General features: G+C 59.1%; 19 protein-coding genes and 5 pseudogenes. 5 read left to right on the top strand and 19 right to left on the bottom strand.

From position 1 onward, the window contains the following. Nucleotides 1-48 precede the first annotated feature (48 nt). The 3 genes from yedA to TU74_RS12330 all read right to left on the bottom strand — a co-directional run bounded on the left by yedA (nt 49) and on the right by TU74_RS12330 (nt 2,181). The gene (yedA, locus tag TU74_RS12340) at nt 49-939 is read right to left on the bottom strand and encodes a drug/metabolite exporter YedA (protein ID WP_048376705.1); all 891 of its coding nucleotides are present in this window, start codon (nt 937-939) and stop codon (nt 49-51) included. Nucleotides 940-1,064: 125 nt separating this feature from the next. Next, entirely contained in the window at nt 1,065-1,676 is a 612-nt protein-coding gene (locus TU74_RS12335) for a 3'-5' exonuclease (RefSeq protein WP_047273533.1), read from the bottom strand. Between the two features lie 28 nt (nt 1,677-1,704). Then, complete coding sequence (locus TU74_RS12330; RefSeq protein WP_047295671.1) at nt 1,705-2,181, bottom strand: NYN domain-containing protein; 477 nt, start codon at nt 2,179-2,181, stop codon at nt 1,705-1,707. A 207-nt stretch (nt 2,182-2,388) separates the two neighbouring features. Between TU74_RS12330 and TU74_RS12325 the strand changes: the two genes are divergently transcribed. The 4 genes and pseudogenes from TU74_RS12325 to TU74_RS24155 all read left to right on the top strand — a co-directional run. Further along, nucleotides 2,389-3,048 carry a YciC family protein gene (locus tag TU74_RS12325; protein WP_048376779.1) on the top strand — a complete coding sequence of 220 codons (660 nt, stop codon included), beginning with the start codon at nt 2,389-2,391 and terminating at the stop codon, nt 3,046-3,048. An 89-nt stretch (nt 3,049-3,137) separates the two neighbouring features. Then, nucleotides 3,138-4,220 carry an endonuclease/exonuclease/phosphatase family protein gene (locus TU74_RS12320; protein ID WP_048376703.1) on the top strand — a complete coding sequence of 361 codons (1,083 nt, stop codon included), beginning with the start codon at nt 3,138-3,140 and terminating at the stop codon, nt 4,218-4,220. Nucleotides 4,221-4,945: 725 nt separating this feature from the next. Further along, nucleotides 4,946-5,641 (top strand): annotated as a pseudogene (istA, locus tag TU74_RS12315) (IS21 family transposase); the annotation flags it as partial. Then, nucleotides 5,637-5,783 (top strand): annotated as a pseudogene (locus tag TU74_RS24155) (ATP-binding protein); the annotation flags it as partial. The pseudogenes istA and TU74_RS24155, both read left to right, overlap by 5 nt. Before the next feature lie 171 nt (nt 5,784-5,954). Here the strand turns inward: TU74_RS24155 and TU74_RS12310 are convergent. Next, nucleotides 5,955-6,722, bottom strand: a pseudogene (locus TU74_RS12310) (DNA cytosine methyltransferase); the annotation flags it as partial. A 163-nt stretch (nt 6,723-6,885) separates the two neighbouring features. Between TU74_RS12310 and msrA the strand changes: the two are divergent. Then, the gene (gene msrA, locus TU74_RS12305; protein ID WP_048376701.1) at nt 6,886-7,410 is read left to right on the top strand and encodes a peptide-methionine (S)-S-oxide reductase MsrA; all 525 of its coding nucleotides are present in this window, start codon (nt 6,886-6,888) and stop codon (nt 7,408-7,410) included. On the opposite strand, the gene TU74_RS12300 is transcribed toward msrA, so the two are convergent. The 15 genes and pseudogenes from TU74_RS12300 to TU74_RS12230 all read right to left on the bottom strand — a co-directional run. Next, nucleotides 7,411-7,647 carry a hypothetical protein gene (locus tag TU74_RS12300; RefSeq protein WP_048376699.1) on the bottom strand — a complete coding sequence of 79 codons (237 nt, stop codon included), beginning with the start codon at nt 7,645-7,647 and terminating at the stop codon, nt 7,411-7,413. A gap of 13 nt (nt 7,648-7,660) precedes the next feature. Beyond that, nucleotides 7,661-8,815: a S1C family serine protease gene (locus tag TU74_RS12295; RefSeq protein ID WP_048376697.1), complete on the bottom strand. Its 1,155-nt coding sequence runs from the start codon at nt 8,813-8,815 to the stop codon at nt 7,661-7,663. Nucleotides 8,816-8,838: 23 nt separating this feature from the next. Then, a pseudogene (locus TU74_RS12290) lies at nt 8,839-9,433 on the bottom strand (hypothetical protein). A gap of 7 nt (nt 9,434-9,440) precedes the next feature. After that, nucleotides 9,441-9,911, bottom strand: coding sequence for a phosphate-starvation-inducible PsiE family protein (locus TU74_RS12285; RefSeq protein WP_048376695.1), 471 nt, complete (start codon nt 9,909-9,911; stop codon nt 9,441-9,443). Nucleotides 9,912-10,089: 178 nt separating this feature from the next. Continuing rightward, nucleotides 10,090-11,070, bottom strand: a complete 981-nt coding sequence (locus tag TU74_RS12280) for an IS5-like element ISPa16 family transposase (RefSeq protein ID WP_048376693.1) — start codon at nt 11,068-11,070, stop codon at nt 10,090-10,092. Between the two features lie 220 nt (nt 11,071-11,290). After that, entirely contained in the window at nt 11,291-14,098 is a 2,808-nt protein-coding gene (locus TU74_RS12275; RefSeq protein ID WP_048376691.1) for a sensor domain-containing protein, read from the bottom strand. Nucleotides 14,099-14,253: 155 nt separating this feature from the next. Next, nucleotides 14,254-14,694, bottom strand: coding sequence for a heat resistance system thioredoxin Trx-GI (gene trx-GI / locus TU74_RS12270; protein WP_014236590.1), 441 nt, complete (start codon nt 14,692-14,694; stop codon nt 14,254-14,256). Beyond that, nucleotides 14,684-15,829: an RNA polymerase sigma factor gene (locus TU74_RS12265; protein ID WP_048376689.1), complete on the bottom strand. Its 1,146-nt coding sequence runs from the start codon at nt 15,827-15,829 to the stop codon at nt 14,684-14,686. The genes trx-GI and TU74_RS12265 overlap by 11 nt, the downstream gene beginning before the upstream one ends. A gap of 79 nt (nt 15,830-15,908) precedes the next feature. Then, the gene (gene hdeD-GI / locus TU74_RS12260) at nt 15,909-16,520 is read right to left on the bottom strand and encodes a heat resistance membrane protein HdeD-GI (protein WP_048376687.1); all 612 of its coding nucleotides are present in this window, start codon (nt 16,518-16,520) and stop codon (nt 15,909-15,911) included. A gap of 96 nt (nt 16,521-16,616) precedes the next feature. Then, complete coding sequence (gene yfdX2, locus TU74_RS12255; protein WP_033936157.1) at nt 16,617-17,504, bottom strand: heat resistance protein YfdX2; 888 nt, start codon at nt 17,502-17,504, stop codon at nt 16,617-16,619. Between the two features lie 102 nt (nt 17,505-17,606). Then, nucleotides 17,607-18,521 carry a heat resistance protein YfdX1 gene (yfdX1, locus tag TU74_RS12250; protein WP_048376685.1) on the bottom strand — a complete coding sequence of 305 codons (915 nt, stop codon included), beginning with the start codon at nt 18,519-18,521 and terminating at the stop codon, nt 17,607-17,609. 22 nt (nt 18,522-18,543) lie between these two features. Continuing rightward, complete coding sequence (hsp20-GI, locus tag TU74_RS12245; RefSeq protein ID WP_048376684.1) at nt 18,544-19,002, bottom strand: small heat shock protein sHSP20-GI; 459 nt, start codon at nt 19,000-19,002, stop codon at nt 18,544-18,546. A gap of 87 nt (nt 19,003-19,089) precedes the next feature. Then, nucleotides 19,090-20,907, bottom strand: coding sequence for an ATP-dependent zinc metalloprotease FtsH (gene ftsH, locus TU74_RS12240; RefSeq protein ID WP_048376682.1), 1,818 nt, complete (start codon nt 20,905-20,907; stop codon nt 19,090-19,092). 27 nt (nt 20,908-20,934) lie between these two features. After that, entirely contained in the window at nt 20,935-22,365 is a 1,431-nt protein-coding gene (gene cls, locus TU74_RS12235) for a cardiolipin synthase (protein ID WP_033936152.1), read from the bottom strand. A 16-nt stretch (nt 22,366-22,381) separates the two neighbouring features. Next, nucleotides 22,382-22,806: pseudogene (locus tag TU74_RS12230) on the bottom strand (ATP-dependent Clp protease ATP-binding subunit); the annotation flags it as partial.

The raw sequence follows: 22,806 nt of genomic DNA, 5'->3' as shown, positions 1-22,806 counted from the left end.
GTCAGCGCGTGGGTGCAGAGGTTGCAATGGCGCGCAGTTTACCCTAATTCAGACGGGTTTCTGCTTGCGCCACTGCGGTAACCCGATCAACACCACCGCACTGATGATGACCGCCATCGCCAGGCACTCTTCAAAACCGATGGTCTCGCCCGCAAAGGCAATGCCAAGCATCACCGCCACGGCCGGGTTGACGTAGGCGTAGCTGGTGGCGGCTGCCGGGCGTACGTTTTTAAGCAAATACATGTAGGCACTGAACGCGATGATGGAGCCGAAAAACACCAGATACAGCAAGGCACCCCAACCGGCGGCTGTCGGCATTTGCGTCAGACGCTCGCCGCTCAACAGGCTGCCGATGAGCAACACAGCGCCCGCCGTGAGCATTTCCGCAGCGCTGGCCATTGGCCCGGCCGGCAGTGGCAAGTGACGGCTCCAGACGGAACCGAAGGCCCAGGCCGCCGCCGCAAACAGGATCATGGCCGCACCGAGCGGGCTGGCTTGCAGGTTGGAGCCGAGGTTGAGCATGGCAATACCGATCAGCCCGAGCACAATCCCCGCCCACTCCAGCCGCGTATTGCGCGCGCCCCAGAAATAGCCGAACAGCAACGTGAACAACGGCACGGTGGCCACGGCCAACGCCGCTACCCCCGATGCCACGCCCGAGTGCTCGGCCAGGGTCACGCCGCCATTGCCGCAGGCCAACAGCAGAAAGCCGATCATCGCCGCCGAACGCCACTGCACCCACGTGGGCGCAGGCGACCCGCGCCAGCGCATGAACGCATACATCAAGCTGCCCGCCACGAGGAAACGCACCCCGGCCATCATCAGCGGCGGCCAGGACTCAATGCCGATACGGATCACCAGATAAGTCGACCCCCAAATCACGTACAACGCGAAAAAAGCACCGATCAATTGCAACGGGAAACGAGGTGCGGCAGGCATGGTTCAGCTCAAAGGCAAAGGCAGGGGATCTGGAAGTCTAGACATCGGAGCAGTGCAACAGAAGTAACAGATTGCATCAAAAGCGGCCGTACACTTTTTACCGCCATGGGGGCGCTAGGTGAGCGTCAGAAACCCCGGTAACGCTTGAGGTGATCGTTGATCTTGGCGGCCGGCACTTTTTGCAAGCTGCACAGCAGGTCATGGTTCAGCTCACGCAGACCATGCTGTTCGCGCAGTTGCCGGGCCAGGTGCGCGGTCAGGTTGGCGGCCATTTCGGCGTCGGCCATCGCCCGGTGCGCCTTGCCGGTGTGAGGCAGGTCAGCGAACGTGGTCAGCGTGCCGAGTTTGTGGTTGGGGGCGGCGGGCATCAAACGCCGCGCCAGCAGCAGCGAACAGGCGAAGTTCTGTAAGCGGGTACGCTTGATGCGGCCCATCTCAAAATCCCAGAACTTTTGGTCGAACGCGGCGTTATGCGCCAGCAACGGGGTGATGCCGACAAACTCGTTGACCTCGTTCATCACCTGCTCGGCCGAAGGCGCGGTGCGCAACATGGCGTTGCTGATACCCGTCAACTGCTCGATAAACCCCGGCACGCGCACACCGGCGTTCATCAGGCTCTGGTAACGCTCGACAATGCGCCCCTGCTCCAGAATGACCACGGCAATTTCAGTGGCCCGGCAGGTGCTGCTCGGTGAAATGCCGGTGGTTTCAAAGTCGATGACGGCGATACGTTCCAAACGGGGTCAATCCTGTAAAAAGTGAGCGTTACTTAAGCAGCAAATTGCCTTCGATCGGCACGTAGCGGGTGGCCGCGCGGATCAAGGAGTTGGCGGTCAGGCCCGGCACGCCGTACGCCACGGTTTCGACCCCGTGCTTGTGGGCAATGCGTTCAAGCAACAGGTCGAAGTCGCCATCGCCCGAGGCCAGCACCACTTCGTCCACATGGGCGGCGGCGTCCATGATGTCGATGGTGATGCCGACATCCCAGTCGCCTTTGGCCGAGCCGTCACTGCGCTGGATATAGGGCTTGAGCTTCACCGTGAAACCGAGGTTGCGCAGGATTTGCTGAAACTGCTGCTGTTTGCTGTCACCACGGTCGATGGCGTACGCATAGGCCTCAACAATCTCACCCCGCTGGCTGATATCGGCCCACAGCGCGGCGTAATTGAAATGGCAGCCATACGCCTGGCGAACTGTGTAGTAGAGGTTCTGCACATCTGCAAAGACTGCAATTTTTTTCACCGAAGACACCTCAAGGCGTCCAGGCAAATGGGCGCACGACTGAATACAAGTGGGGCAGTATGCCAGCCCGCGCAAGGTTTGCGTGGATAATGCGCCCGCCGCGCCCGATGGGGCATTCGCCTTACACGAACTTAGGCACTTGCATTTGCTTGATGCCGGGCTTGATCGGTTAAAGTGGCGCACCGCTTTTGAATGCTGATACCGAACATGAATCCTCTGACTGTTATTCGTGACGCCCTGTACTTCTTCCAGCGCAATCTGGGCCAGATTGTGACGCTGTGCTTGCCGCTGGTGATTCTTGAGGCCGTGCTGCAACAACTGGTCGACCACGCCACGGGGCCTGATGCTTCGCCAGGCTATGGGTTGGTTGTCGGCTTGTTGGTGTACCCGATCTACACGGCAGCGCTGATCCTGTTCCTCGACGCACGCAGCCGTGGCGAAAGCCCGCGCACTCGAGACTTGCTGGCCCGTGCGCTGCAACTGTGGCCAAAGTTTGCGTTGTTGGCGGCCATCAGCACCTTGCTCATCGTGCTGGGGCTGTCGATGTTTTTGGTGCCCGGCATCTACCTGACCGTCGTGTTTGCGTTTGCCGAATACCAGTTGGTGCTGCGCGACGAACCGCCCCTGGCCGCCTTGAAGTCCAGCTTTGAGCTGAGCCGCGGCCACTTCTGGCGCATCTTCGTGTGCATTCTGGCGGTGCTGGGGCCCTTGATGCTGCTCAAGGAGCTGGGCTTTTCGGTGTACCCGCCGGCCGAGAACCCGGTGCTGTCACTGGTGCTAGAAAGCATCAACAGCTTCCTGCAGTTGTTTCTATCGGTGGTTTTGTTCCGGTTATTTATGTTGATTCGAGAATCTTCAGACAAGTAAAAGAAGATTTACCTACAAGCCTGCCAGTGGGATGCCGAGCATGGGGCGCGTATGCTCGGCCTTCTGCGCAACCTTTATAAGCCGAGTCCATGTCACGTCTTTTGCGTAATACCGTAGTAGGTTTCTTGCTGACAGCCGCGCTGTTGGCGTGCCTGATCTACAGCCTGACGTGGCGCCCGCAGGCCAGGGAGGTGCTGCCCGTCAGTTGCCCTGCCTCGGCCCCGGTGCTGGTGCCCGGTCAGGCACTCAAGGTCATGACCTGGAACGTGCAATACCTGGCGGGCAAGCGTTACGTGTTCTGGTACAACCTGAGCGACGGCAGCGGGCCGGATACCCGCCCCAACCGCGAAGACATGGCCTACAGCCTGGATCAGGTGGTGCGCGTCATCCGCGACGAAAAGCCCGATCTGGTGTTGCTGCAAGAGGTCGATCAAAACGCCAAGGCCAGTGCCTATCAGGATCAGCTCAAACTGTTACAGGAGCGCCTGATCGACCTGTACCCCTGCAGCGCGCAAGCATTCACCTGGAAAGCCGACCTCGTCCCCGACCGGCACATTTTTGGCAGTGTCGGGCGCACCCTGGTGACGCTGAGCCGCTTCCAGATCGAACACGCCGAGCGCGTGCAATTACCGGTGGCCGAGGCCAACATCGTCAGCCGTCAGTTTCAACCCAAACCCGCCCTGCTGGTCACTTACCTGCCCCTCAACGACGGCGGGCAACTGGTGGTCATCAATACCCAACTCGACCGCCCGACGCTGAACAACAGCAACCTGCGTCGACAAATGCAGGCGACCGCTGCGGTGGTGGACAAGTTTGAGGGTTACGGCACCCCCTGGCTGATCGGCGGGGACTTCAACTTGCTGCCTATCGGCCAGTTTCTGCGCCTGCCCGCCGAGTTGCGCGCAGGTTACTCGCCTGATAGCGAGCTGCACCTGCTGTGGAAAAAGTACCCAATGATTCCCAGCAACCCTGAAGCCACCGGCATCGACCGCGAACTGTGGCTCACGCATTTCCCGAACAATCCGCGTGTCGAAGAGCCCGATCGCACCCTCGATTACCTGTTTTACAGCCCGAAACTCAAACGCATCGAAGGCTACGTGCGTCAGGAAGACACGCTCACCCTTTCTGACCACTTGCCCGTTGTCGGCCGCTTTTTACTGCCGCTGGACTGAACCGGCCCCGCCCGTCAGCGGTCAGGTTTTTCTGGGTTTGATGCGCGCCGTGGCTTCAGCCACGAGTGGATCGTCGGGCCAGTAGTCAGCGATATCACCTTACATTCCCGACATTGACACTGCTTAACCGCCTGAAAATGCTATGCATGACGGCTATTTTGGTAATTGGCCATTGACCGTCAAACTCAACTCCTATGATTGACACAAACTGATGCGCATCAAGAGCAGGTTTGACAGGTGTACCAACGCAAGCCAGCTCAAATTGAGAGAACGGTTTGACACATCGCACCGCCTCCTAATCATGCTGACCACTCACCCCTAGCCGTTAGGCCAATCAAACCGAAGTGACAGCTGGTAGCAACAAACCCAAGCAGACGGTCGCGTCTGACAGCTATCGCCCTCGACGCAGTTCGATCATGTCCAGTGTTTCAAGAGTCTGAACTACGTCTTCAACTTTTTCGGTGTCGAAGTCGTCCCGATTCGCTTCCTCATGGGTTCCCTTATTCAGGTATGTCCATACGAGGTTTTCTTCTGGAATTCCCACAATCTTTCCATAAGCGGCGATCAGCGGCGCTTTGCTTGCGTGACTGAAAGCGGCAGCGTCCTTTAATGTTGCCGCTGACCGAAAACTGACCCAGTAGAGGCTGTTCTGCCGACTGAAAACTGACCCAGGTGTTCAACTGCTTCTGCTCAATTTTTGAGCAGGAGAACACAGGGTGATCAGTATGGAAATGATGGGCAAAATCCGCCGGATGTATTTCCGCGACAAGCTGTCGCTGCATGAGATAGCCAAGCGCACCGGGTTGGCGCGCAACACGATTCGCAAGTGGGTCAGAGCACCTGAGGCCAAGCCGCCGGTCTACCAACGCCGCGCGATCTTCAACAAACTCAGCCCTTTTCACGCCACGCTGGAGCAGGCGCTAAAAGCCGATTCGCTGCGGCCCAAGCAACAGCGGCGCAGTGCCAAGGCGCTGTTGGCGCAAATCAAAGCCGAAGGTTATGACGGTGGCTACAGCCAGCTCACCGCGTTTATCCGTGCCTGGCGAGGGGGACAGGGCAAGGCGTCGCAGGCCTTTGTGCCGCTGACCTTTGCTCTTGGCGAGGCGTTTCAGTTTGACTGGAGCGAGGAAGGCTTGCTGGTCGGCGGCATTTACCGGCGTATGCAGGTGGCACATCTGAAGCTGTGTGCCAGCCGTGCGTTCTGGCTTGTGGCGTATCCGAGCCAGGGCCATGAGATGTTATTTGACGCCCATACACGCTCGTTCGGCTCCTTGGGCGGCGTGCCGCGCCGGGGCATCTACGACAACATGAAGACGGCCGTCGACAAGGTCAATAAGGGCAAAGGCCGGACGGTGAATGCGCGCTTTGCGGTGATGTGCGCGCATTACCTGTTCGATCCGGACTTCTGCAACGTCGCCGCTGACCCACCACTGCCACATCGTCGAAACCGGTAACGAGTCCTATCGCCTGCAACACAGTAGCTTGGCGGCCCAGGCCAAGATCAAATCACGGGAGCGAAAGCGTAAGGGCGGCCAAGAACCGGAGGACGATGAGCCGTTCTGATTTCATGGCGACGACGGCCTGCTACATGGCTGCGTGTGGCAGGTCTTAAACAACTGAACTGGGCTAGCGAAGGAGTGGGGGCAACAGCAGCTGCGCTGGTAGACTTATCCACAGTTGCTGGTAACAAAATCAGCAATCCGCCCTGGGTCAAATTTCAATCGGCAGGGTGGGTCAATTTTCCATCAGCGCCAACACCTCGACGTCTATCGATCTGACCAGTAAGCGTCCAACAGCCGCAGCCAGTGCCTCGAACGCAGTAAAGATCACGGACTGCCCCAATATTTCATGAGCGACTGTCTCAGAAACCCCTGCGACCACTTCCTCCGGTATCGTTTTAACCCTTGCGTGCTCGCGAGCCGTGAGCAACCGGCTGAGGCCGGGTTTCGTGGGATGAAGAATGAATGGTTCCGTGCTTCGCCCCTTGGCATACCCCCTTCCGATACATCCACAGGTGGCCGCTGATGAGGGGAGCAACTGACGCTGAAAATTCTTTCCAGCTGCCAGATCTCGCGTTTCCTTGTCATGCAGGTAGTCGAAACTTCTCCACCGCGCATCATCTGGTGAAATAGGCTCCAGGATGGCTTCCAAGGTCGCCTCCTTGCTCCTCAAAGGGCGAACATCTTCCGCTGTCAGGTTCGTTAGAGCACCTTCCGTATAAGCAACCACAGCCATCCTTGACCGGTCCTCTAACGCTCCATATTTCGCACCATCCAAAATGCACTCGAAAACGCTGTACCCAAATGAATCAAGAGCAGAACGAATGACCAACATCGAGGTACTGTTCAGGTAGTCGGGCACGTTCTCTATGATCGCAATCGCCGGGTTTGCGAAACGCACAAACTCCAGAAAGTCCATGAACAAAGCTCCTGCTGACGGATGGTCCTCAGTAGCCACCAGCTTGTTCTTGGCCTTACCTGACCGGGACGCTCCTGTGCAGGGATTAGGAGGATCGTCAAGAGTCAATCTATGCTAGGAATCCTATTGCTAGGACGCCTCAGCATAGCTATAGCGCCGGCCAGACGATCTAAGTGTAAGCATAGCAGCCACGCTGCCCCCATATCGGCCGCACCCCAGCCCCCCTGACTTTTATACAGAGGCCCCAATGAAAACTGAAAAAATAGTTCTAGCAGGCGGTTGCTTTTGGTGTCTTGAACCGGTCTTCAAGAGAATCAAAGGCGTTCAGTCTGTGATATGTGGCTACACGGGAGGAACCCTAAACGCACCAACTTATGATGATGTATGCACTGGCAAAACAGGTCATGCTGAAGCAATAAAAGTTGAATTTGACAGTAGCGAAATTAGCCTATCCGAATTACTTGATATTTTCTTTGCAATACATGACCCAACCACTCTAAACAGACAAGGCGCAGATACTGGAACCCAATATCGATCCGCCATATTTTATAATAACGACGAACAGCTAGAAATCGCGAAAAACGCAATACTAGAAACCGAAAAAAAAGGCACCTGGAAAAGCCCAGTGGTAACCACCCTAGAGAGGTTAGCTGAATTTTTCGAGGCTGAGGAGTATCACCAAGACTTCTTCACAAAGAATCCAAGCAACAGATACTGCCAGATATCAATCTCACCAAAGCTCGCAAAACTGGAAAAAATAATCAAAAAATAATCAAACATGTGGCACCACTAGTACCACATCGTCATGCAATATGTCCCACAGTGCGCCGAAATCAACCTCTTCGCGCGGTAGTGCGGGACGCTCGGTATCCAGCCAGACGAGCTCGAGACTGCCGCCGATCAACTGCTCCCCATTTAACCTAAACAGCCTTCCCCCCACTGCACTAGCTAGGGCTCGTAGTTCGGCGCAAGGCTGAAGTCGCTTGGCTGCTTCGCTGTGCAGATCCATGACCCACTTTCCATCAAACTCCCGGTTGTAGTTCCACAAGCATCTCGCGAGTCTTGCCGGCCCGCTCCACTAACAAGACCACAACATCTCCAACGTTCTTGTCGTCTAGCCGGGCCTGTAATGTGGTGACGTCGTCGACGGCGATACCGTCGATGCTGATAACGCGATCGCCGGGCACGATGCCGCCTGCGGTGACCTCGGCGCCGACGAGCCCGGCCCTGTGCGCCGCCGAGCCCGGCGTCACGCGCAATACGAATACGCCCTTACTGCCGGTCAGCGCCTGCAGACGCGCGTTGAGCTGCTCATCCACCTCGATGCCCAGCGCCGGACGGATGTACTTGCCGGTCTTTATGACTTGCGGCACCACGCGCATGACGGTATCGACCGGCACCGCAAAGCCGATGCCGGCCGAGGCGCCAGACGGACTGTAGATGGCGGTATTGATGCCGATCAGCCGCCCAGCCGAATCGAGCAGCGGGCCACCGGAATTGCCGGGGTTGATAGCGGCGTCGGTCTGGATCAGGTGGTCAATGGCCGGGCCACTGGCGTCGCCGGAAAGGGTGCGGTCAAGCGCGGAGACGATGCCGGTGGTGAGCGTCCAGTCGAGCCCGAAGGGATTGCCAATGGCAAAGACCTTTTGCCCCACCTTGAGATCGGCACTGGTGCCCACCGGCACCGCCGGTGGGCGTTTGAAGCCGACGCCGATCTTGATTACGGCGATGTCGTGCGCTGGGCTCGCCCCCACCAGCGCGGCCTGGTAGTCGCGGCCGTCGGCAAGCTTGACGGTGGCTTCGGACGCGCCCTGGATGACGTGGAAGTTGGTGACGACATGGCCGGCGTCGTCCCAAATGAAGCCCGATCCCGTGCCACGGGGCACGGAGAAGACATTGCGCGTCCAGACGTCGCGCACCAGCTGCGCGGTGGTGATGTAGACCACCGAGGCGCGTGATTTTTCGAACAGTTCGATGGTGGCCTGTTCGTCAGCGGCCAGATCGCCACGCGGCGTGACGGTGCGCTCAGCGGCTTGGCGCGGGCTGAACCAGGCTTCGATGGCGGGCAGGAACTGCCAGAACAGCATGAGTGCTGCAACGCACGCAGTGATGACGAGCCAGCGCCGGACGAAATGATCCGGAGCTGGGCGTTGTGGGTAAGGACCGGGGGAAGACATGACGGAGGCTCCTTTCGAGTGATTTAGCGCCAAAGGCCGCTCAGGCCCCGGCGTGGTGGGCACATCGGGGCGAACGACCTTGGCACGAGATAATCCGTTTGGAACGGCAGGGTCTGCGATGGCTGAGGCGCCAACTCCATCAGGCGCGCGATACGATTCTCTGCCGCCGTATGCGTGCGCAACCAAGACGGCTCGGGATTTCCCCAGCCGGGCAGACCATCCGTGAGGGCAATGGAGGCAAGGCGCCTGGAGCCGGTGGCAAAGGCATTAACATTGACGATGCCGCTGGGCACATAGTACGGAACCGGCGTGTTCGGCAACCCGGCGCGCGTTGTAAGCGCTCGCAGCAACGACCAGATTACGGGGGCTTCATTGCTGCGCAAGGGACGGACGCCATACAGGCGCAAGGTCATCGCGGAGGCGACGACAGGTTCGATCAGCAGGGTCAATGCGCATGTTGCCAGTGCCAGCCAAAGGCCATGCTCGCCCAACAGCAGACTGCCAACGGCAGCCGCGATCCCCACCAGGGTCAAAACCAGCAACACGGTTTGAAAGCGGATTGAGCCAGCGGTGCCTCGACCTGGCATCGTGTCGACCGTCTAGACTATAAAGAGCCATGGTCCAATCACTCGCTCTTCCGGTCGTCGCGTTCACGCATGAGCCAATAGGTCAGACCCAAGGCCAGTATCGTCCCCGCCAGGGCGGCCAATTTGGCAGGATCAACGTCGGGGTCAAGGATGATGAACTTGCGGGCCAGTGCCAGGATCGCGATCAGAATGACGGTCTTGACCTGGATGATGCTTTCCTTACGCAGCGCCACGCGCACGATGGAATGCTTGAACTCCATCGCGATCAAGAGCGTCATGATCATGCCGAACACACTCTGGAATACCTTGTGATCCAGGGGATTGAAGGCATCGAGAACCAGCAGCGTGAAGACGATGGCGATGAGCTGGAACAGCGACACCACGATGATGACGGCAATTACCGCCGACAGAACGAGGGCGACGACCTGCTCGAAGCGCTCGTAAACCGTCATCAACCGCCACTGGGAGCGCATCTCGTCAAGGGCCGTGTGGCCAGATTCTTTATGCATAAGCGTTGCTCTCTCTTTCAATGAAGCGCTAAGGAAGGTCTGAAGTAACCCTGTATTTCCGGTCGACTTCAGCCCTCGCTGCTTTTGAAAGCGGGCCGTCGATCAAAATCGACCAGGTAACCCGCTCAGTTCTCCGTTTTTGGCCGCCGCGAGCACCTCGCAGCAGCCATTTTCCGCATTACAGGTGCACCTTTCCTGCGGTAGTCAGCAAATGTCGGCGCGCCATCCATAGGTTCGACAGCGCGAACAGCGTCACCAGCTGAGCGGTGTTCTTGGCCAGGCCACGGAAGCGCACCTTCACGTAACCGAACTGGCGCTTGATCACTCGAAACGGGTGCTCGACCTTCGCTCGCACTTGTGCCTTGGCCTTCTCGATCTTGCGCTTGGCTTTGTACAGGGCGCTGCGTTTATCGAGCTTCTTGTAGGTGCTGCGGCGTGCTGCGACCTGCCAGATCACTTCGCGGCCAGCATGTTCGGGGCGCTTTTCGACGCCGGTGTAGCCGGCATCGGCGCAGACGACGTTCTCTTCACCGTGCAGCAGTTTGTCGACCTGGGTGATATCCGCCACGTTTGCCGCCGTGCCGACCACGCTGTGCACCAGCCCCGACTCGTCATCCACACCGATGTGGGCCTTCATGCCGAAGTAGTACTGGTTGCCCTTCTTGGTCTGGTGCATCTCCGGATCGCGCTTGCCGTCCTGGTTCTTGGTCGAGCTGGGCGCGTGGATCAGTGTGGCATCGACGATAGTGCCCTGGCGCAGCGACAGGCCGCGATCCCCCAGGTAGCCATTGATTACGCCGAGGATGCCGGCTGCCAGCTCATGTTTCTCCAGCAAGCGACGGAAATTTAGGATGGTGGTTTCGTCGGGAATACGCTCCAGGCTCAGCCCGGCGAACTGACGCAGGATGGTCGTCTCGTAGAGCGCTTCTTCCATGGCCGGGTCGCTGTAGCCGAACCAGTTCTGCATCAGATGGATACGTAACATGGCCATCAGCGGATAGGCTGGACGACCACCTTCACCCTTTGGGTAGTGTGGCTCGATCAGGGCAATCAATCCCTTCCACGGCACCACCTGATCCATCTCGATCAGGAACAATTCCTTACGGGTCTGCTTGCGCTTGCCGGCGTACTCGGCGTCGGCGAAGGTCATCTGCTTCATGGAAAAACTCGGCTGGCGGGATCGGCGTGTTTCACCAGATTCGGGAAGTCTTTTTCAGACCTTCCCTAATGGAACGGGGAGTCCGAGAAGACGACTCGATTACACCTGGATTGCCGAGGCAATTGCGAAGCCACCCAGCGCATAATGTCCTGCGCGCCCGTGGCGCCGCCGATGGGTGGATCAGCCTCTTGCACGTCAACCCTTTGTCCCATGCATGGCATCAATCCGGCTTCTGGTCTGGCGGCAGCAATCCCAGCAGATCCGCCTGCAAATGTTGCAACTTGTCGATGCCAGCCTTCAATGCCTCGACACGGCCGGCATTTTTCATTTCACTCAGGGTGTGCGCTAACTGCTGGATGCTCTGATGCAGGACATCGACCTGATCATCAGGATCCTTGCCGAAGAACGTCGGGCAGCCACTTTGATCCCGCCAGTATTGGAGTGCTTCGGGTTGAGGCGGCACTTGGGTCTTACCTGACAGATAGTCGATCATCTGGGAAATCCAGACCCGGTGGTCGGCGTATGTGAACGGCACGGGCAGCGCGGAGCGACTGTCAGGTTTGAATCCCTTCCAGGATAAGGGTACCTGCCAGGTGTGTAGCCATTGCTCGAATTCATGCACCGGCATCGGATGCCCGATGGCATAACCCTGGCCCCACTCGCATCCCAGACGCAGCAGAATTTCTCCATGCTTGATGGATTCGACTCCCTCCGCGATGCAGTTCCTGCCAAACGACCTTGCCAGTGCCAGTAGCGCATCCAGGATGGCGATATCGTCCGGGTCCTCGAGCATGTCGCGTATAAAACCTTGGTCGATCTTGAGCAGGTACGCGGGCAGGCGCTTCAGATAGGTAAGCGATGAATAGCCGCTGCCGAAATCGTCGAGGGCAAAACGCAATCCCATCCTTTCGCACAGCGCCATCGACTGAGACACTTGAACGAAGTCCTCCACGGCGCTGGTTTCGAGGATTTCCAGTTCAAGGTCTTGCGCTTGGGCGCCGGGGTGTCGTGACAACATACCCCGTAGATGCATGATGAAATCCGGTTGAAGCAAGTGCTCGGCATCGATATTCACGCTGATCGGGACATTTAGGCCGGCCTTGCGCCAAATTTCGATCTGGGTCAGCGCAGCCTCGATGGTCCATTTCCCCACAGCAATCCCGAGCGGATGATTCTCTATGAGGGGTAGGAAGGAGGCAGGAGATAACAAGCCACGCGCCGGATGTTGCCAGCGGATCAAGGCTTCGGCGCCCAGCACCTCACCGGTGCGCATGTTGACCTTAGGTTGGAAATAAAGCAGAAACTGCCCATTGGCAAGTGCATTCTCTATGCTGTCCAATCCTTCGTAACGGTTGCGCAGCGTACGATCCTTCTCCGTATCGAAAACGTGATATCGATTCTTGCCGGCTTGCTTGGCACGATACATAGCCTGATCTGCCTGCCGCAGCAGTTGGTCGGCATCGATATCTTCGCCTTGCGGGTAGTAGCTCACACCGATACTCGCGCTCACCTCACACAGTGCGTCACCAATCGGTATGGGCTGTGCAGCCACCTCGATCAGGCGATCGAGAATCGGTACGCTGACGGAAATATCCGGCAGGTCGACCAGAATAGCGACAAACTCATCACCACCGAGACGGGCCAAAGTATCGCCTTCGCGCAACACTTGCGTCATACGCCTGGACAGGACGGACAGCAATTTGTCGCCGACTGCGTGGCCGTGCTGGTCGTTGACCTTCTTGAATCCATCCAGATCGATGAGGACAACCACCAGGTGCATACCACGCCGACGTGTCTGAGCAATGGCCTGCTTAAGGCGGTCTCCAAGCAATAGTCGATTGGGCAAGCCGGTGAGCAGGTCGTAATGAGCAACGCGTTCAAGCTGTTGCTGGTTTTCCTTCAGCGCTGTGATGTCGGAAAACATGGCTGCGTAATGCTCGATATTGCCCTGCATATCCGGCACTGCACTGATCGTCAGCAGCGCGGCAAACTGACTGCCGTTCTTGCGTCGGCACCAGAGCTCTCCGTGCCAATAGTCGTGCTCACGCAGAGCCTGCCAAACGGTCTGATAGAACTCATCGTCATAGCGATCGGACTCGAGCAGACGAGGTGTCTGACCCATTACTTCCTCCCGCGCATAACCAGTGATCACGGAAAACGCCCGATTGACGTTGACAATGTGGCCTTGAGCGTCCGTAACGAGGATGCCCTCTCCTGCGTGCTCAAAAACTTCAGCCGCAAGGCGAAGCTCTTCCGCGGATCTTCTGCGTGAGGTGACATCATGGATATAGCCGTGCCAGAGGATGCTCCCATCAGGCATGGCTTCAGGCGACGCCTCACCTTCGACCCAGATCACCCGACCGTCTGGAAACTGCACTCGGTACTCGTCATGCCAAAGCGCGAGTGACTGCCCCGACACCTGTATGGTTTCATGCACACGGTCGCGGTCTTCAGGATGGAGCGCAGCGAACGCAGGAGTGGCATCCTCAACAACATCCTCCGGTGCAACCCCGTATATTTCCTGTATCCTCGCGCTGGCATAAGGGAAGTGCGAGCTGCCGTCCGGACGAAGACGGTATTGGTAAAGCATACCGGGAACGTGGCTGGCCAACTCTTCTCGCTGTCGGCGCATAGCGTTCAGCGCCTGCTCGACCCTCTTGAGATCGGTGATGTCCTCTACCGTCCCGTCTGCCGCTCTGGGCCGACCAGAGGCGTCGCCCTTGAATGTTGCCCGCAGGTGTATCCAGCGAACCTGCCCTCCGCTGACGATGCGATACCGCAGATCAAGGGTCTTTCCGCACATGGCAGCATCCCATGCCCTATCGAAGAGGGGGCGGTCTTCAGGGTGAATGCACTGCAGGAATCGCTCGAAGGCTATTGGCGCACCAACATCCAGGCCGAGCACGCGGCAGGCTTCATCGGAGCAAGTGAGGAGTTGCGAGCCAAGATCGAGATGCCAACTGCCAGAATGGGCATTCTGGTTAATCTGGTCACAGTGTCGGGCTGAGATTTGAGGCGTCTCGTTCAAAGGTGACGCTCCTTATGGGTGAAACAGAGGTTCCAACGTTTCTGCAACTCGGAGCGTATTTCGTCAAAGATTGTGTGGTTGGGGTCGCTATGCATCGCGGCTACGCACTTTCTTCAAGGATCGCACAACTGATAAGCAGGGTGGTTCGCGCCGGGTCATTGCGGCAAGCGGGATGTCACCCAGCGCATAATGTCCTGCGCGCCCATGGCGCCCGCCTGACGTGCAACCTCATGTCCCCCTCGGAACAAAATCAGGGTTGGAATGCTGCGAATACCGAACTGGGCGGCCAGGTGGGGTTCTGCCTCGGTATTGACCTTGGCCAGCCTGACCCTGGGTTCGAGCTGGCGCGCCGCTTGCTGGAACTGCGGGGCCATCATCTTGCACGGCCCGCACCAAGGTGCCCAGAAATCGACCAACAGTGGCAGGTCGCTGCGCTCCACGTGGCGCGAGAACGTCGCCGTGGTCAACTCGATGGGTTCGCCCGTGAACAAGGGCTGCTGGCAGCGGCCGCAGTTGGGATGTTCCGATAGCTTCGCAGTCGGTACGCGGTTGATGGACTGGCAATGCGGACAGACGAGGTGAAGATCATTCTTCATGGTTCGCCTCCTTGGACCACAGTGAGGCTGCCGCGCTTCGGGTCACAGACAATGCCGACCAATCAACGCCTTGGAGCCAATCGTTCCCGTCTTTGCTTACTCCGGCCTCTTCCAAATGAGCAGCGATGAACGCTTCGGCCTGCATGAGCCACCTTTGGACAGTATCTTCCTTACTAGGAATCAGCAGGATCTCAGAGACGCTGCTGGCATCCAGCCCGTCCACACGGATAAGCAGAAAAATGCGCCGCCACAAACGCGGCATGTCCTTCAGCAGGTCGAATGCAAAAGCGAACTCGCTCGACCGATCAACTAGCTCCTGCTCTTCCGCGATCGTTGCGGCATCGGGATGCTGACTGTCAGCGATGATATCGGCCAGCCTGAGTGTGTCATCGGGCTGATAAAATTCGAAGACTTCCTCTTCCACCATGGCCTCGGCGACGTCCTGGGCATCCGCTTCGACCGGCGCGTCCAGAGAAACGAATTCGCCAAATTGCCGGCTGTTTGCCACTTCGTGATCCAGGACGGCGAACAGATGTTTCAGAAGACCGAAGTAAGCCGCTTTTTCTTCCGGCACGGATTGCCATTCCACCTCAGCTTGGACAATCGCTTCATCCACCACGTCGCGCAGCGTCGGATAATCGCGCGGTAAATCGCCGACGGCACGCAGATAAGCCAGCTCACGCCTTGCGACAGCCTCAAGTTTCGACAGTAGAGGCATTCGGGTCACGTTGGCCTCATGGGCGGCTGACGCGGGTTTTGCGGCAATTCGCACCTTGAGCTCGCGCAAGCGCTTGCGTCGTGCTTTGCGCTTGATTTGGTCCTGAGCATGCAGCCGGTCAAAATGCTTCTTGGCCTGACGGAACAACGACTGTGCGAGCATCTGCGCGAGGGGCGTCAGCTCGTCATGTGATGCAGTAACGCTGACAATCTTTCTGCCGGGCAGGTGCATATAGCCACTGGCCAGAAATTGCCGCTTGGTCTTGTCGCGATCAAGGACGATTCGAAGTCGCACTGAATCTTTAGTGTGTTTGTCGAGCAATGGCTTGAGGTCGCGCTCGACCGCATTTCCCAAAGCTCTCTGCCATGGTTCATGAAACTCTTTGTCGACAGCTCGATAGCTATATTGCATCTGCATGTATGACTCCTTTGATGTCATTTCTATGGAGGCACGAACCGAAAATGCTCATATCCATAGAATTTAGTTTGACCCGCTCTTATCCCTGGCGCGTTTTGCGAAGACGCCAACTCAAGAACAAAAGCGTGACACCATAGACTGCCGCATAGAAGCCCAACAGCCAGCCTGCGGCCAGGAATGACTCGACCGGACGGGTAAAAAATATCCACAAGACGATAGCGCCAAGGACAATCGAGAGCAGTCCACTGAAGGCAAGCCAGATTTCACCCTTGATTTCTTGACGCAGCCGAACGGCGGCGGATATCTCCAGCACACCGGTGAAAATCGCCCAGAACCCCACGCTAGCCCATAAAAAAGAAGCCATGACCATCGTGGCGACCCAAGGAGCAACCAGGACGACGACGCCGGTAAGTATGCCGACAATGCCGCTGAACAGCAGCCAGCCCCAGCGCTCTTTTTTCTGGATATGGCGCACCGCTGCAACCAAGTTGAAAGCGCCATTGACCAAGGAAAATGCGCCGAACACTAAGGTCATGGCCAACAGAGCCGATTGTGGCATCCAGAACGCAAGGGCTGCGAAAATCAATGCCAAGACACCGCGCAACGCAAAAATCCACCAATTTTCGGTCAATGAACATAGTGTTTTGGTGGGCTCATCCGCACTGGAATCGGCGATGGTGTCTGTATTCATGCTATATCTCCTAAAGATCTAATGGGGTGAAAAAGCAAACACTCCTGAGCCAAGAGAGGGGCGCGACGCGCCCCTCTTACGCCCTATCCAGCGGTTTCAGAACAACTTGGACAGCTTTGCCTTGATTTCATCGAGCCAGCCTTTTCCGCCGCCTCCCCCAGCCGTCTTTTGCTTGACTTTCTTGAGTTCAGCATACAGGGGCTCAAAGTCCTTCTTCTTTCCATAGCCCAGCAGTTCTGCCATTTCCAACTGCTGCCGCGCTTCGTTCAATAATGTCTCCAGGCGCTCATTGGACGCTTCGCTCCGCTGACCATCTTCTACCAAGGTCTCGGCGCGCTTCAGGAGCAGCCTGGCGCGCAGGGCGGGCAGCGGATGCACGCTGCGCGTCTCGACCAGCGTGCTGAGCGCTGCCTGCAGCGCGGCTTTGGCTTCTTCAATCTTGCCCTGATCGATCAGCGGCACGACTGACTTCACGGCTGCGGGATAGGACGCCAGAGGGATGTTGGTGACCGCGATCACGATTTCACTGGCCAGCAAAGCCAGCACGTGACGTGCCTGTTGCACCTCGCCATGTTTGAGGGCATCCAGCGCCTCGTCGGTCATCGCCTCAATGGTTTCCGTGTTGGCGAACAAGTCGTGCACGATGGTGCGCACATCAACGGGGGCCAGGGCGAGCGTGGGTTCGCGCGCAACGATCAGCTCCAGCTTTCCCGTCACTTCGGCCAGCGTTGCCAATGCGCGTGCAGCGTCCTTGCCGTCAAGTGCGGCCAGCGCTGATTTGGTCAGCGCCAAGGCCGAGACGGCCTCATCGAGGACTTGTTTACGTTTGTCTGCCGCCTGCGAGTCCGTTTCCTTCTGAACCTCAGGCTGTACCTCCGTGACGACTTCAGGCTTGGCCTCTGGACTGACAGGAAGGCTGCTTACCGCGGCCTGTTCGTTTATTTCTTTGTTCGTCGCATTGGGATTCGATGTTTGCTCATTCATGGTGATATGCCTCGTATGAGTTAGTGAAAATAGGCGAATCTATTGGGGCTGACTGCGAACATCGCGAGACTGACCGACCGAACAGTCGGCCCCTTCATCACCTCAAAACAGCTTTTGGAGGCGCGTCTTCAACTCGTCGAACCATCCCTTGCCGCTTTTGCCACCAGCCGACTTTTGCTCAATGGACTTCACCTGATCGAAGATGGGTTCGAAATCCGCCTTCTTGCCATAACCCAGGATCTGCGCCATCTCGATCTCCGTGCGCACGGACGACAGCAAGGTGCTGAGCTCCTCGTTCTGCTTGGCATCGCGCTTGTCGGTCTCGGCCAGCTTTTCAGCTTTTGCCATCGCGGCTTCAGCCCGTAGCACGGGCAGAGGAAAGGCGACCGAGGTCACCACCAGCGTGTTCAGTGCTCGGGCGAGTTCCGCCTTGGCGTCGTCGATCTTGCCGCTGTCGATGAGCCGTGCGGCCGACTTGATCGCTGCCGGGTACGTTGCCATCGGCAGGTTGTCGGTTTCGATCACGATTTCGCTGGCAAGATTGGCAACAATGGGCCGTGCCTTTTGCACCTCGCCATCATCCAACAACTCCCGAGACAACTTGACCGCTTTCTTGACCGATTCCACGTCGGCGTGGATGTCATGGGTGATGACGCTTACATCGACGGGCGCCAAAGCAAGTTTTGGCTCACGCGCCAATACCAGTTCCAGCTTTCCGCTGGCCAGTTCCAGCGCAGCGAGCGCCTCCTTGGTCTTCTTTGCATCAAGGAGGATCAATGCCTCATGGGTCTTGGCCAGCGCAGTGATTGCATCTTGGGCGAGTTCGGCGCGCTTTTTCGCGGCTTCCCGGGCGGCCTTGTCATCTACCTGTGGCTGTGCCGCCTTGGATGCGGCAGAGGGTGCTGCAGCACCTGGGCTAGAACCTGCCGCCGATTGGGCCAGAGCCGGTCCGCTCAGTCCGACGACGACCGCCAGGGCAAGTGCGGAGAAGGTGTATTGTGGCTGTTTGATATTCATGATCTTGGGCTCTTGATTGAAGTTAGTTGACTGAGATTTCAATCTGTTTCGGTTTGGCTTGCTCGGCCTTGACAAGCCGCACTTCCAGCACGCCGTCTTTCATGGAAGCCGTCACCTTGGTCGGATCAACGTTGTCAGGCAAGACAAAGCTGCGCACAAAGCGGCCATACGCACGTTCGATGCGGTGGAACTTCTTGCCCTGCTCCTCTTTCTCCAGTTTGCGCTCGCCGCTGATGGTGAGCACACCGTTTTCCGCGCTGACGCGCACGGCATCCTTGGGGACCTCCGGCAGATCCAGTTTGAGGATGAATGCGTTCTCATCCTCGCTGATGTCCACCATTGGCGCCCAGTCCGCCGTGGTCATGGCTTCGTTGCTGGTACGGGCGCCCTGTCGCTGGGGTGTCCGTCCCAACATCGTCGCCAGGCGGTCTTGCAATTCATCCAGTTCCCGGAAGGGGTCCCACGGAGTCAATGCAGACATATCGGTTCTCCTTGAACAATGCCGACGAATTGGATGACGCACTGAACAGAGCCGTCGGTTTACTCTGAATGGCACCTACTACTGTTTTCAGTTCCGAACAAGTCCTTGAGTCAATTGACGGATATCGCTTTCGTCGAGCGTTTCCCGCGCCAGCAGCTCGCGCGCACAGCGCTCCAGCACCGCGCGGTTGATGTCGAGAATCCGGTAGGCGCGCTCGAACACGCCCATCACGATGTCGCGGATAGCCTGATCGATGCGCGCCTGGGTCGATTCGGCCACCCGGCAACCGCCGTGGGCCAGTTCAGGTGTATCGAGAAAGCGGGGCCGCTGCGCCTCGAAGGCGATGTAGCCCAGGCCCTCGTCCATGCCAAAGCGGGTGATCATGTCACGGGCGATGTCGGTGGCTCGCGCCAGATCGTCCGCCGCCCCGGTAGACAACTCGCCGGACACCAGCTTTTCGGCGGCACGCCCGCCCAGCAGTACGGCGATCTTGTGCTCGAGATCGGTACGCGTCATCAGGAAGCGGTCTTCGGTGGGGCGCTGCAAGGTGTAGCCCAGCGCGCCGATGCCGCGCGGGATGATCGAGATCTTGTGTACGGGGTCGGTTTCGGGCAGCGCCAGCGCCACCAGCGCATGGCCCATATCGTGATGGGCCACGGTTTCCCGCTCCTTGGGATTGAGCACTCGGTTCTTCTTCTCCAGGCCCGCCACGATGCGCTCGATGGCGGCGGTGAAATCCTGCAACTCCACGGCGGACGCTTTGCGCCGGGTCGCGGCCAGCGCGGCCTCGTTGACCAGGTTCGCGAGGTCTGCACCCGAAAAGCCCGTGGTCAGCGCAGCCACCTGTTCGAGATCGATATCCTGAGCCAGCGTCACCTTCTTGACGTGGACTTTCAGGATGTCCAGCCGTCCCTTCTTGTCGGGCCGGTCCACCAGCACCTGGCGGTCGAAGCGGCCGGCACGCAGCAGCGCCTGGTCGAGGATTTCGGGGCGGTTGGTGGCGGCGAGGATGATCAGCCCCACCGAGCTGTCGAAGCCGTCCATCTCGGTGAGCAGCTGGTTGAGCGTCTGCTCACGCTCGTCGTGGCCGCCGATGGGCCCGCCGACGCCGCGCGCGCGGCCCAGCGCATCGAGCTCGTCGATGAAGATGATGGCCGGCGCCTGCCCGCGGGCCTGCTCGAACAGGTCGCGCACGCGCGCTGCACCCACGCCGACGAACATCTCGACGAACTCCGAGCCTGAGATGGAAAAGAACGGTACCCCGGCCTCGCCCGCCACGGCCTTGGCCAGCAGGGTCTTGCCCGTGCCGGGCGGGCCAACCAGCAACACACCTTTCGGGATGCGCGCCCCGAGCCGTCCATACTCCTGCGGATTCTTGAGGAAATCGACGATCTCAACCAACTCCGCCTTGGCTTCATCGACGCCAGCGACATCGGCAAAGGTCACGCCAGTGTTCTTCTCCATGAATACCTTGGCACGGCTCTTGCCGATGCTCAGGAAGCCACCCATGCCCTGCTTCTCGGCGAAGCGGCGGAACAGGAAGAACCAGACGCCGAAGAAGGCCACCGCCGGCAGAATCCAGGAGAGCACATCACGTAGCCAGGTGCTTTCCACCACCCGCGCATAGGGCACGTCGTACTTGGACAGCCGCTCGGCCAGGTCGGGTTCGACACGGGTGGCCACGATGGTGGTCTTGCCCCGGCTGTCCGGCGATTTCAGGCGCCCGGTGACCGTGCGGTCCGACACCAGCACTTCGGCGACGCGCCCCTCGGCCAGCGCCTTCTCGAATTCGCTGTAGGGCACGGGCTCGACGGTCTTGGCCGCCTGCCAGTAGTTCTGCAGCGTCAGCAGCAACAGGCCGGCGACGATCCAGTAGCCAATGTTCCATTGATCTTTCTTTTCCATGGGCAATGTTCCTCGCAAGTCGTGTCGCTAGAGAATAGGGGTGAACAGACGGGCCACCCCGTCGCGCAAGCGGATGGCCAGCGGGCGGGCGCGCAACGCCTTCGCCGATATCTCGCCCGACGCATCACGAGCGGCATCAAAAAGGGATTCCAGCCGCGTAGACAGAGCGGTGTCGTACACCTCCACATTGAACTCGAAGTTGAGGCGCAGGCTGCGCGCATCCCAATTGGCAGAACCCAGGCAGCACCACTGGCCGTCTATCAGCATCAGCTTGCTGTGGTCGAACGGGCCAGGCCGTTCGAAGATGCGTACACCGTGCTCCAGCACCTGCCAGTAGTGGGCGCGCGCGGCCCATTGCACCGTGGGATGGTCGCCGTTTGCGGGCGTCAGCACCTCGACGCGCACGCCGCGCAACGCGGCCGTGCTCAGCGCCGCGATCATCGGCTGATCGGGCACGAAGTAAGGTGTCCAGATGCGCACCGAATGCTTCGCCGCGCTCAAAGCGCCCATGAAGGTCCAGCGCATCCTGTCCAGGGCCTCATCGGGACCGGCCTCGATGCCGCGCGCCCAAGAGGTTCCTTGCTCATCAGCCGTTGCGGGCGGTTCGCCCCAGAAACCCTTGCTGAGCCGCTCGCCCGTGGTATCGCACCAATCATCGGTGAAGCACCGCATCAGATGCGCAACCACCGGCCCGCGCAGACGAAAGTGCAAATCGTGACAGGCCTGCTCCGGCGCATCGGGCCGCCAATACGGGCTGAAGATGTTCATGCCGCCGGTGAAACCCGTCTCGCCATCGATCACCAGCAGCTTGCGGTGATTGCGCAGATGCGCGGCATGCAGGCGCGCGGGAATCAACGTCGGGTTGAACGTCGCCGCCGGAACGCCGGCGCGTTGCAAGGCGCGGTAGGCGCTGCGGGGCCTCCAGCGGGCATAGACGTCGTCGATCAGCACCCGCACTTGCACGCCGCGCTCATGAGCCCGGCGCAGCGCATCGACGAACTGCGCCCCGATGCCTTGGCTGTCGAAGATGTACGAAGCCAGCGCGACGCTGTGCCGCGCCGACTCGATGGCAGCGAGCATGGCCGGGTAGGCCTGCTCGCCATCGACGAGCGGCTCGATGCGGTTGCCGCTGGTCAGCGACTGGCCGGTGGCACGTCCCACCAGGTGCGCCAGGCCGGCAAACGGCGCCGATACGGCCTGGGGCATCGTAGGCACGAGGTCCTGCCGAACAGCAGGATCTGCCCCCGGAAACAGCCGCCGCGCCCGCCGCTGGTAACGGTTGATGCCGAACAGCCCATACAGCAGCGAACCGCCCAGCGGCAACAGCGCGATCAGCAGCACCCACAGCGTGGCCGATCGAGGGTCACGTTTGTAGATGACCGCGTGCCCCGCTGTGGGGATAGCGACCGCCAGCGACACGAGGGTGGCTGCCCATGTCAGCCCGTTGGGGTCGGACACGACAGCCTCCCATCGCTCAAGATTCGCCGCCCGCTGACTTCTTCTTGCGCGCAGGCTTGCTCGCGTCGCTCGGCGGCGTCTCGGCCACGTTCGCGGCATCGGGCTTCTCAGGCTCGGCCGGCTTCGCGGGTGGCTCCTGGCGCTCGAAGACCACCCGTTCGGCCTTGTCGTCCCAGCGGGCGCTGGCGTGATCGGCCTTGCCGATACCGCCACCCAGCATCTCGCGCGCCAGAGCAGTTTCCAGCTCGCTGCGGATCAGCCGCTTGAGCTCACGCGCGCCGAACTCGGGCTTGTAGCCTTCCTCCGCGAAGTGATCGATCAAGGTCTGATCGAAGGTCAGCGTCACGCCCTGGCTGGCGGCGTTGCGGGCCACACGATCGAGCTGCAGGCCGACGATATGGCGGATCTCCTCCTTGCCCAGCGCATGGAAGACGATGATCT

It is taken from the genome of Pseudomonas lundensis, from assembly GCF_001042985.1.
In the GTDB taxonomy this organism is placed as follows: domain Bacteria; phylum Pseudomonadota; class Gammaproteobacteria; order Pseudomonadales; family Pseudomonadaceae; genus Aquipseudomonas; species Aquipseudomonas lundensis.
The sequence above is the reverse complement of the archived record's forward strand: the minus strand, read 5'-3'. Positions and strand labels throughout refer to the sequence as shown.

Coding starts and splice junctions, on each gene's coding strand:
- yedA (WP_048376705.1), bottom strand. CDS start 939: ATGCCTGCCGCACCTCGTTTCCCGTTGCAATTGATCGGTGCTTTTTTC.
- TU74_RS12325 (WP_048376779.1), top strand. CDS start 2,389: ATGAATCCTCTGACTGTTATTCGTGACGCCCTGTACTTCTTCCAGCGC.
- TU74_RS12320 (WP_048376703.1), top strand. CDS start 3,138: ATGTCACGTCTTTTGCGTAATACCGTAGTAGGTTTCTTGCTGACAGCC.
- msrA (WP_048376701.1), top strand. CDS start 6,886: ATGAAAACTGAAAAAATAGTTCTAGCAGGCGGTTGCTTTTGGTGTCTT.
- TU74_RS12300 (WP_048376699.1), bottom strand. CDS start 7,647: ATGGATCTGCACAGCGAAGCAGCCAAGCGACTTCAGCCTTGCGCCGAA.
- TU74_RS12295 (WP_048376697.1), bottom strand. CDS start 8,815: ATGTCTTCCCCCGGTCCTTACCCACAACGCCCAGCTCCGGATCATTTC.
- TU74_RS12285 (WP_048376695.1), bottom strand. CDS start 9,911: ATGCATAAAGAATCTGGCCACACGGCCCTTGACGAGATGCGCTCCCAG.
- TU74_RS12280 (WP_048376693.1), bottom strand. CDS start 11,070: ATGAAGCAGATGACCTTCGCCGACGCCGAGTACGCCGGCAAGCGCAAG.
- trx-GI (WP_014236590.1), bottom strand. CDS start 14,694: ATGAAGAATGATCTTCACCTCGTCTGTCCGCATTGCCAGTCCATCAAC.
- TU74_RS12265 (WP_048376689.1), bottom strand. CDS start 15,829: ATGCAGATGCAATATAGCTATCGAGCTGTCGACAAAGAGTTTCATGAA.
- hdeD-GI (WP_048376687.1), bottom strand. CDS start 16,520: ATGAATACAGACACCATCGCCGATTCCAGTGCGGATGAGCCCACCAAA.
- yfdX2 (WP_033936157.1), bottom strand. CDS start 17,504: ATGAATGAGCAAACATCGAATCCCAATGCGACGAACAAAGAAATAAAC.
- yfdX1 (WP_048376685.1), bottom strand. CDS start 18,521: ATGAATATCAAACAGCCACAATACACCTTCTCCGCACTTGCCCTGGCG.
- hsp20-GI (WP_048376684.1), bottom strand. CDS start 19,002: ATGTCTGCATTGACTCCGTGGGACCCCTTCCGGGAACTGGATGAATTG.
- ftsH (WP_048376682.1), bottom strand. CDS start 20,907: ATGGAAAAGAAAGATCAATGGAACATTGGCTACTGGATCGTCGCCGGC.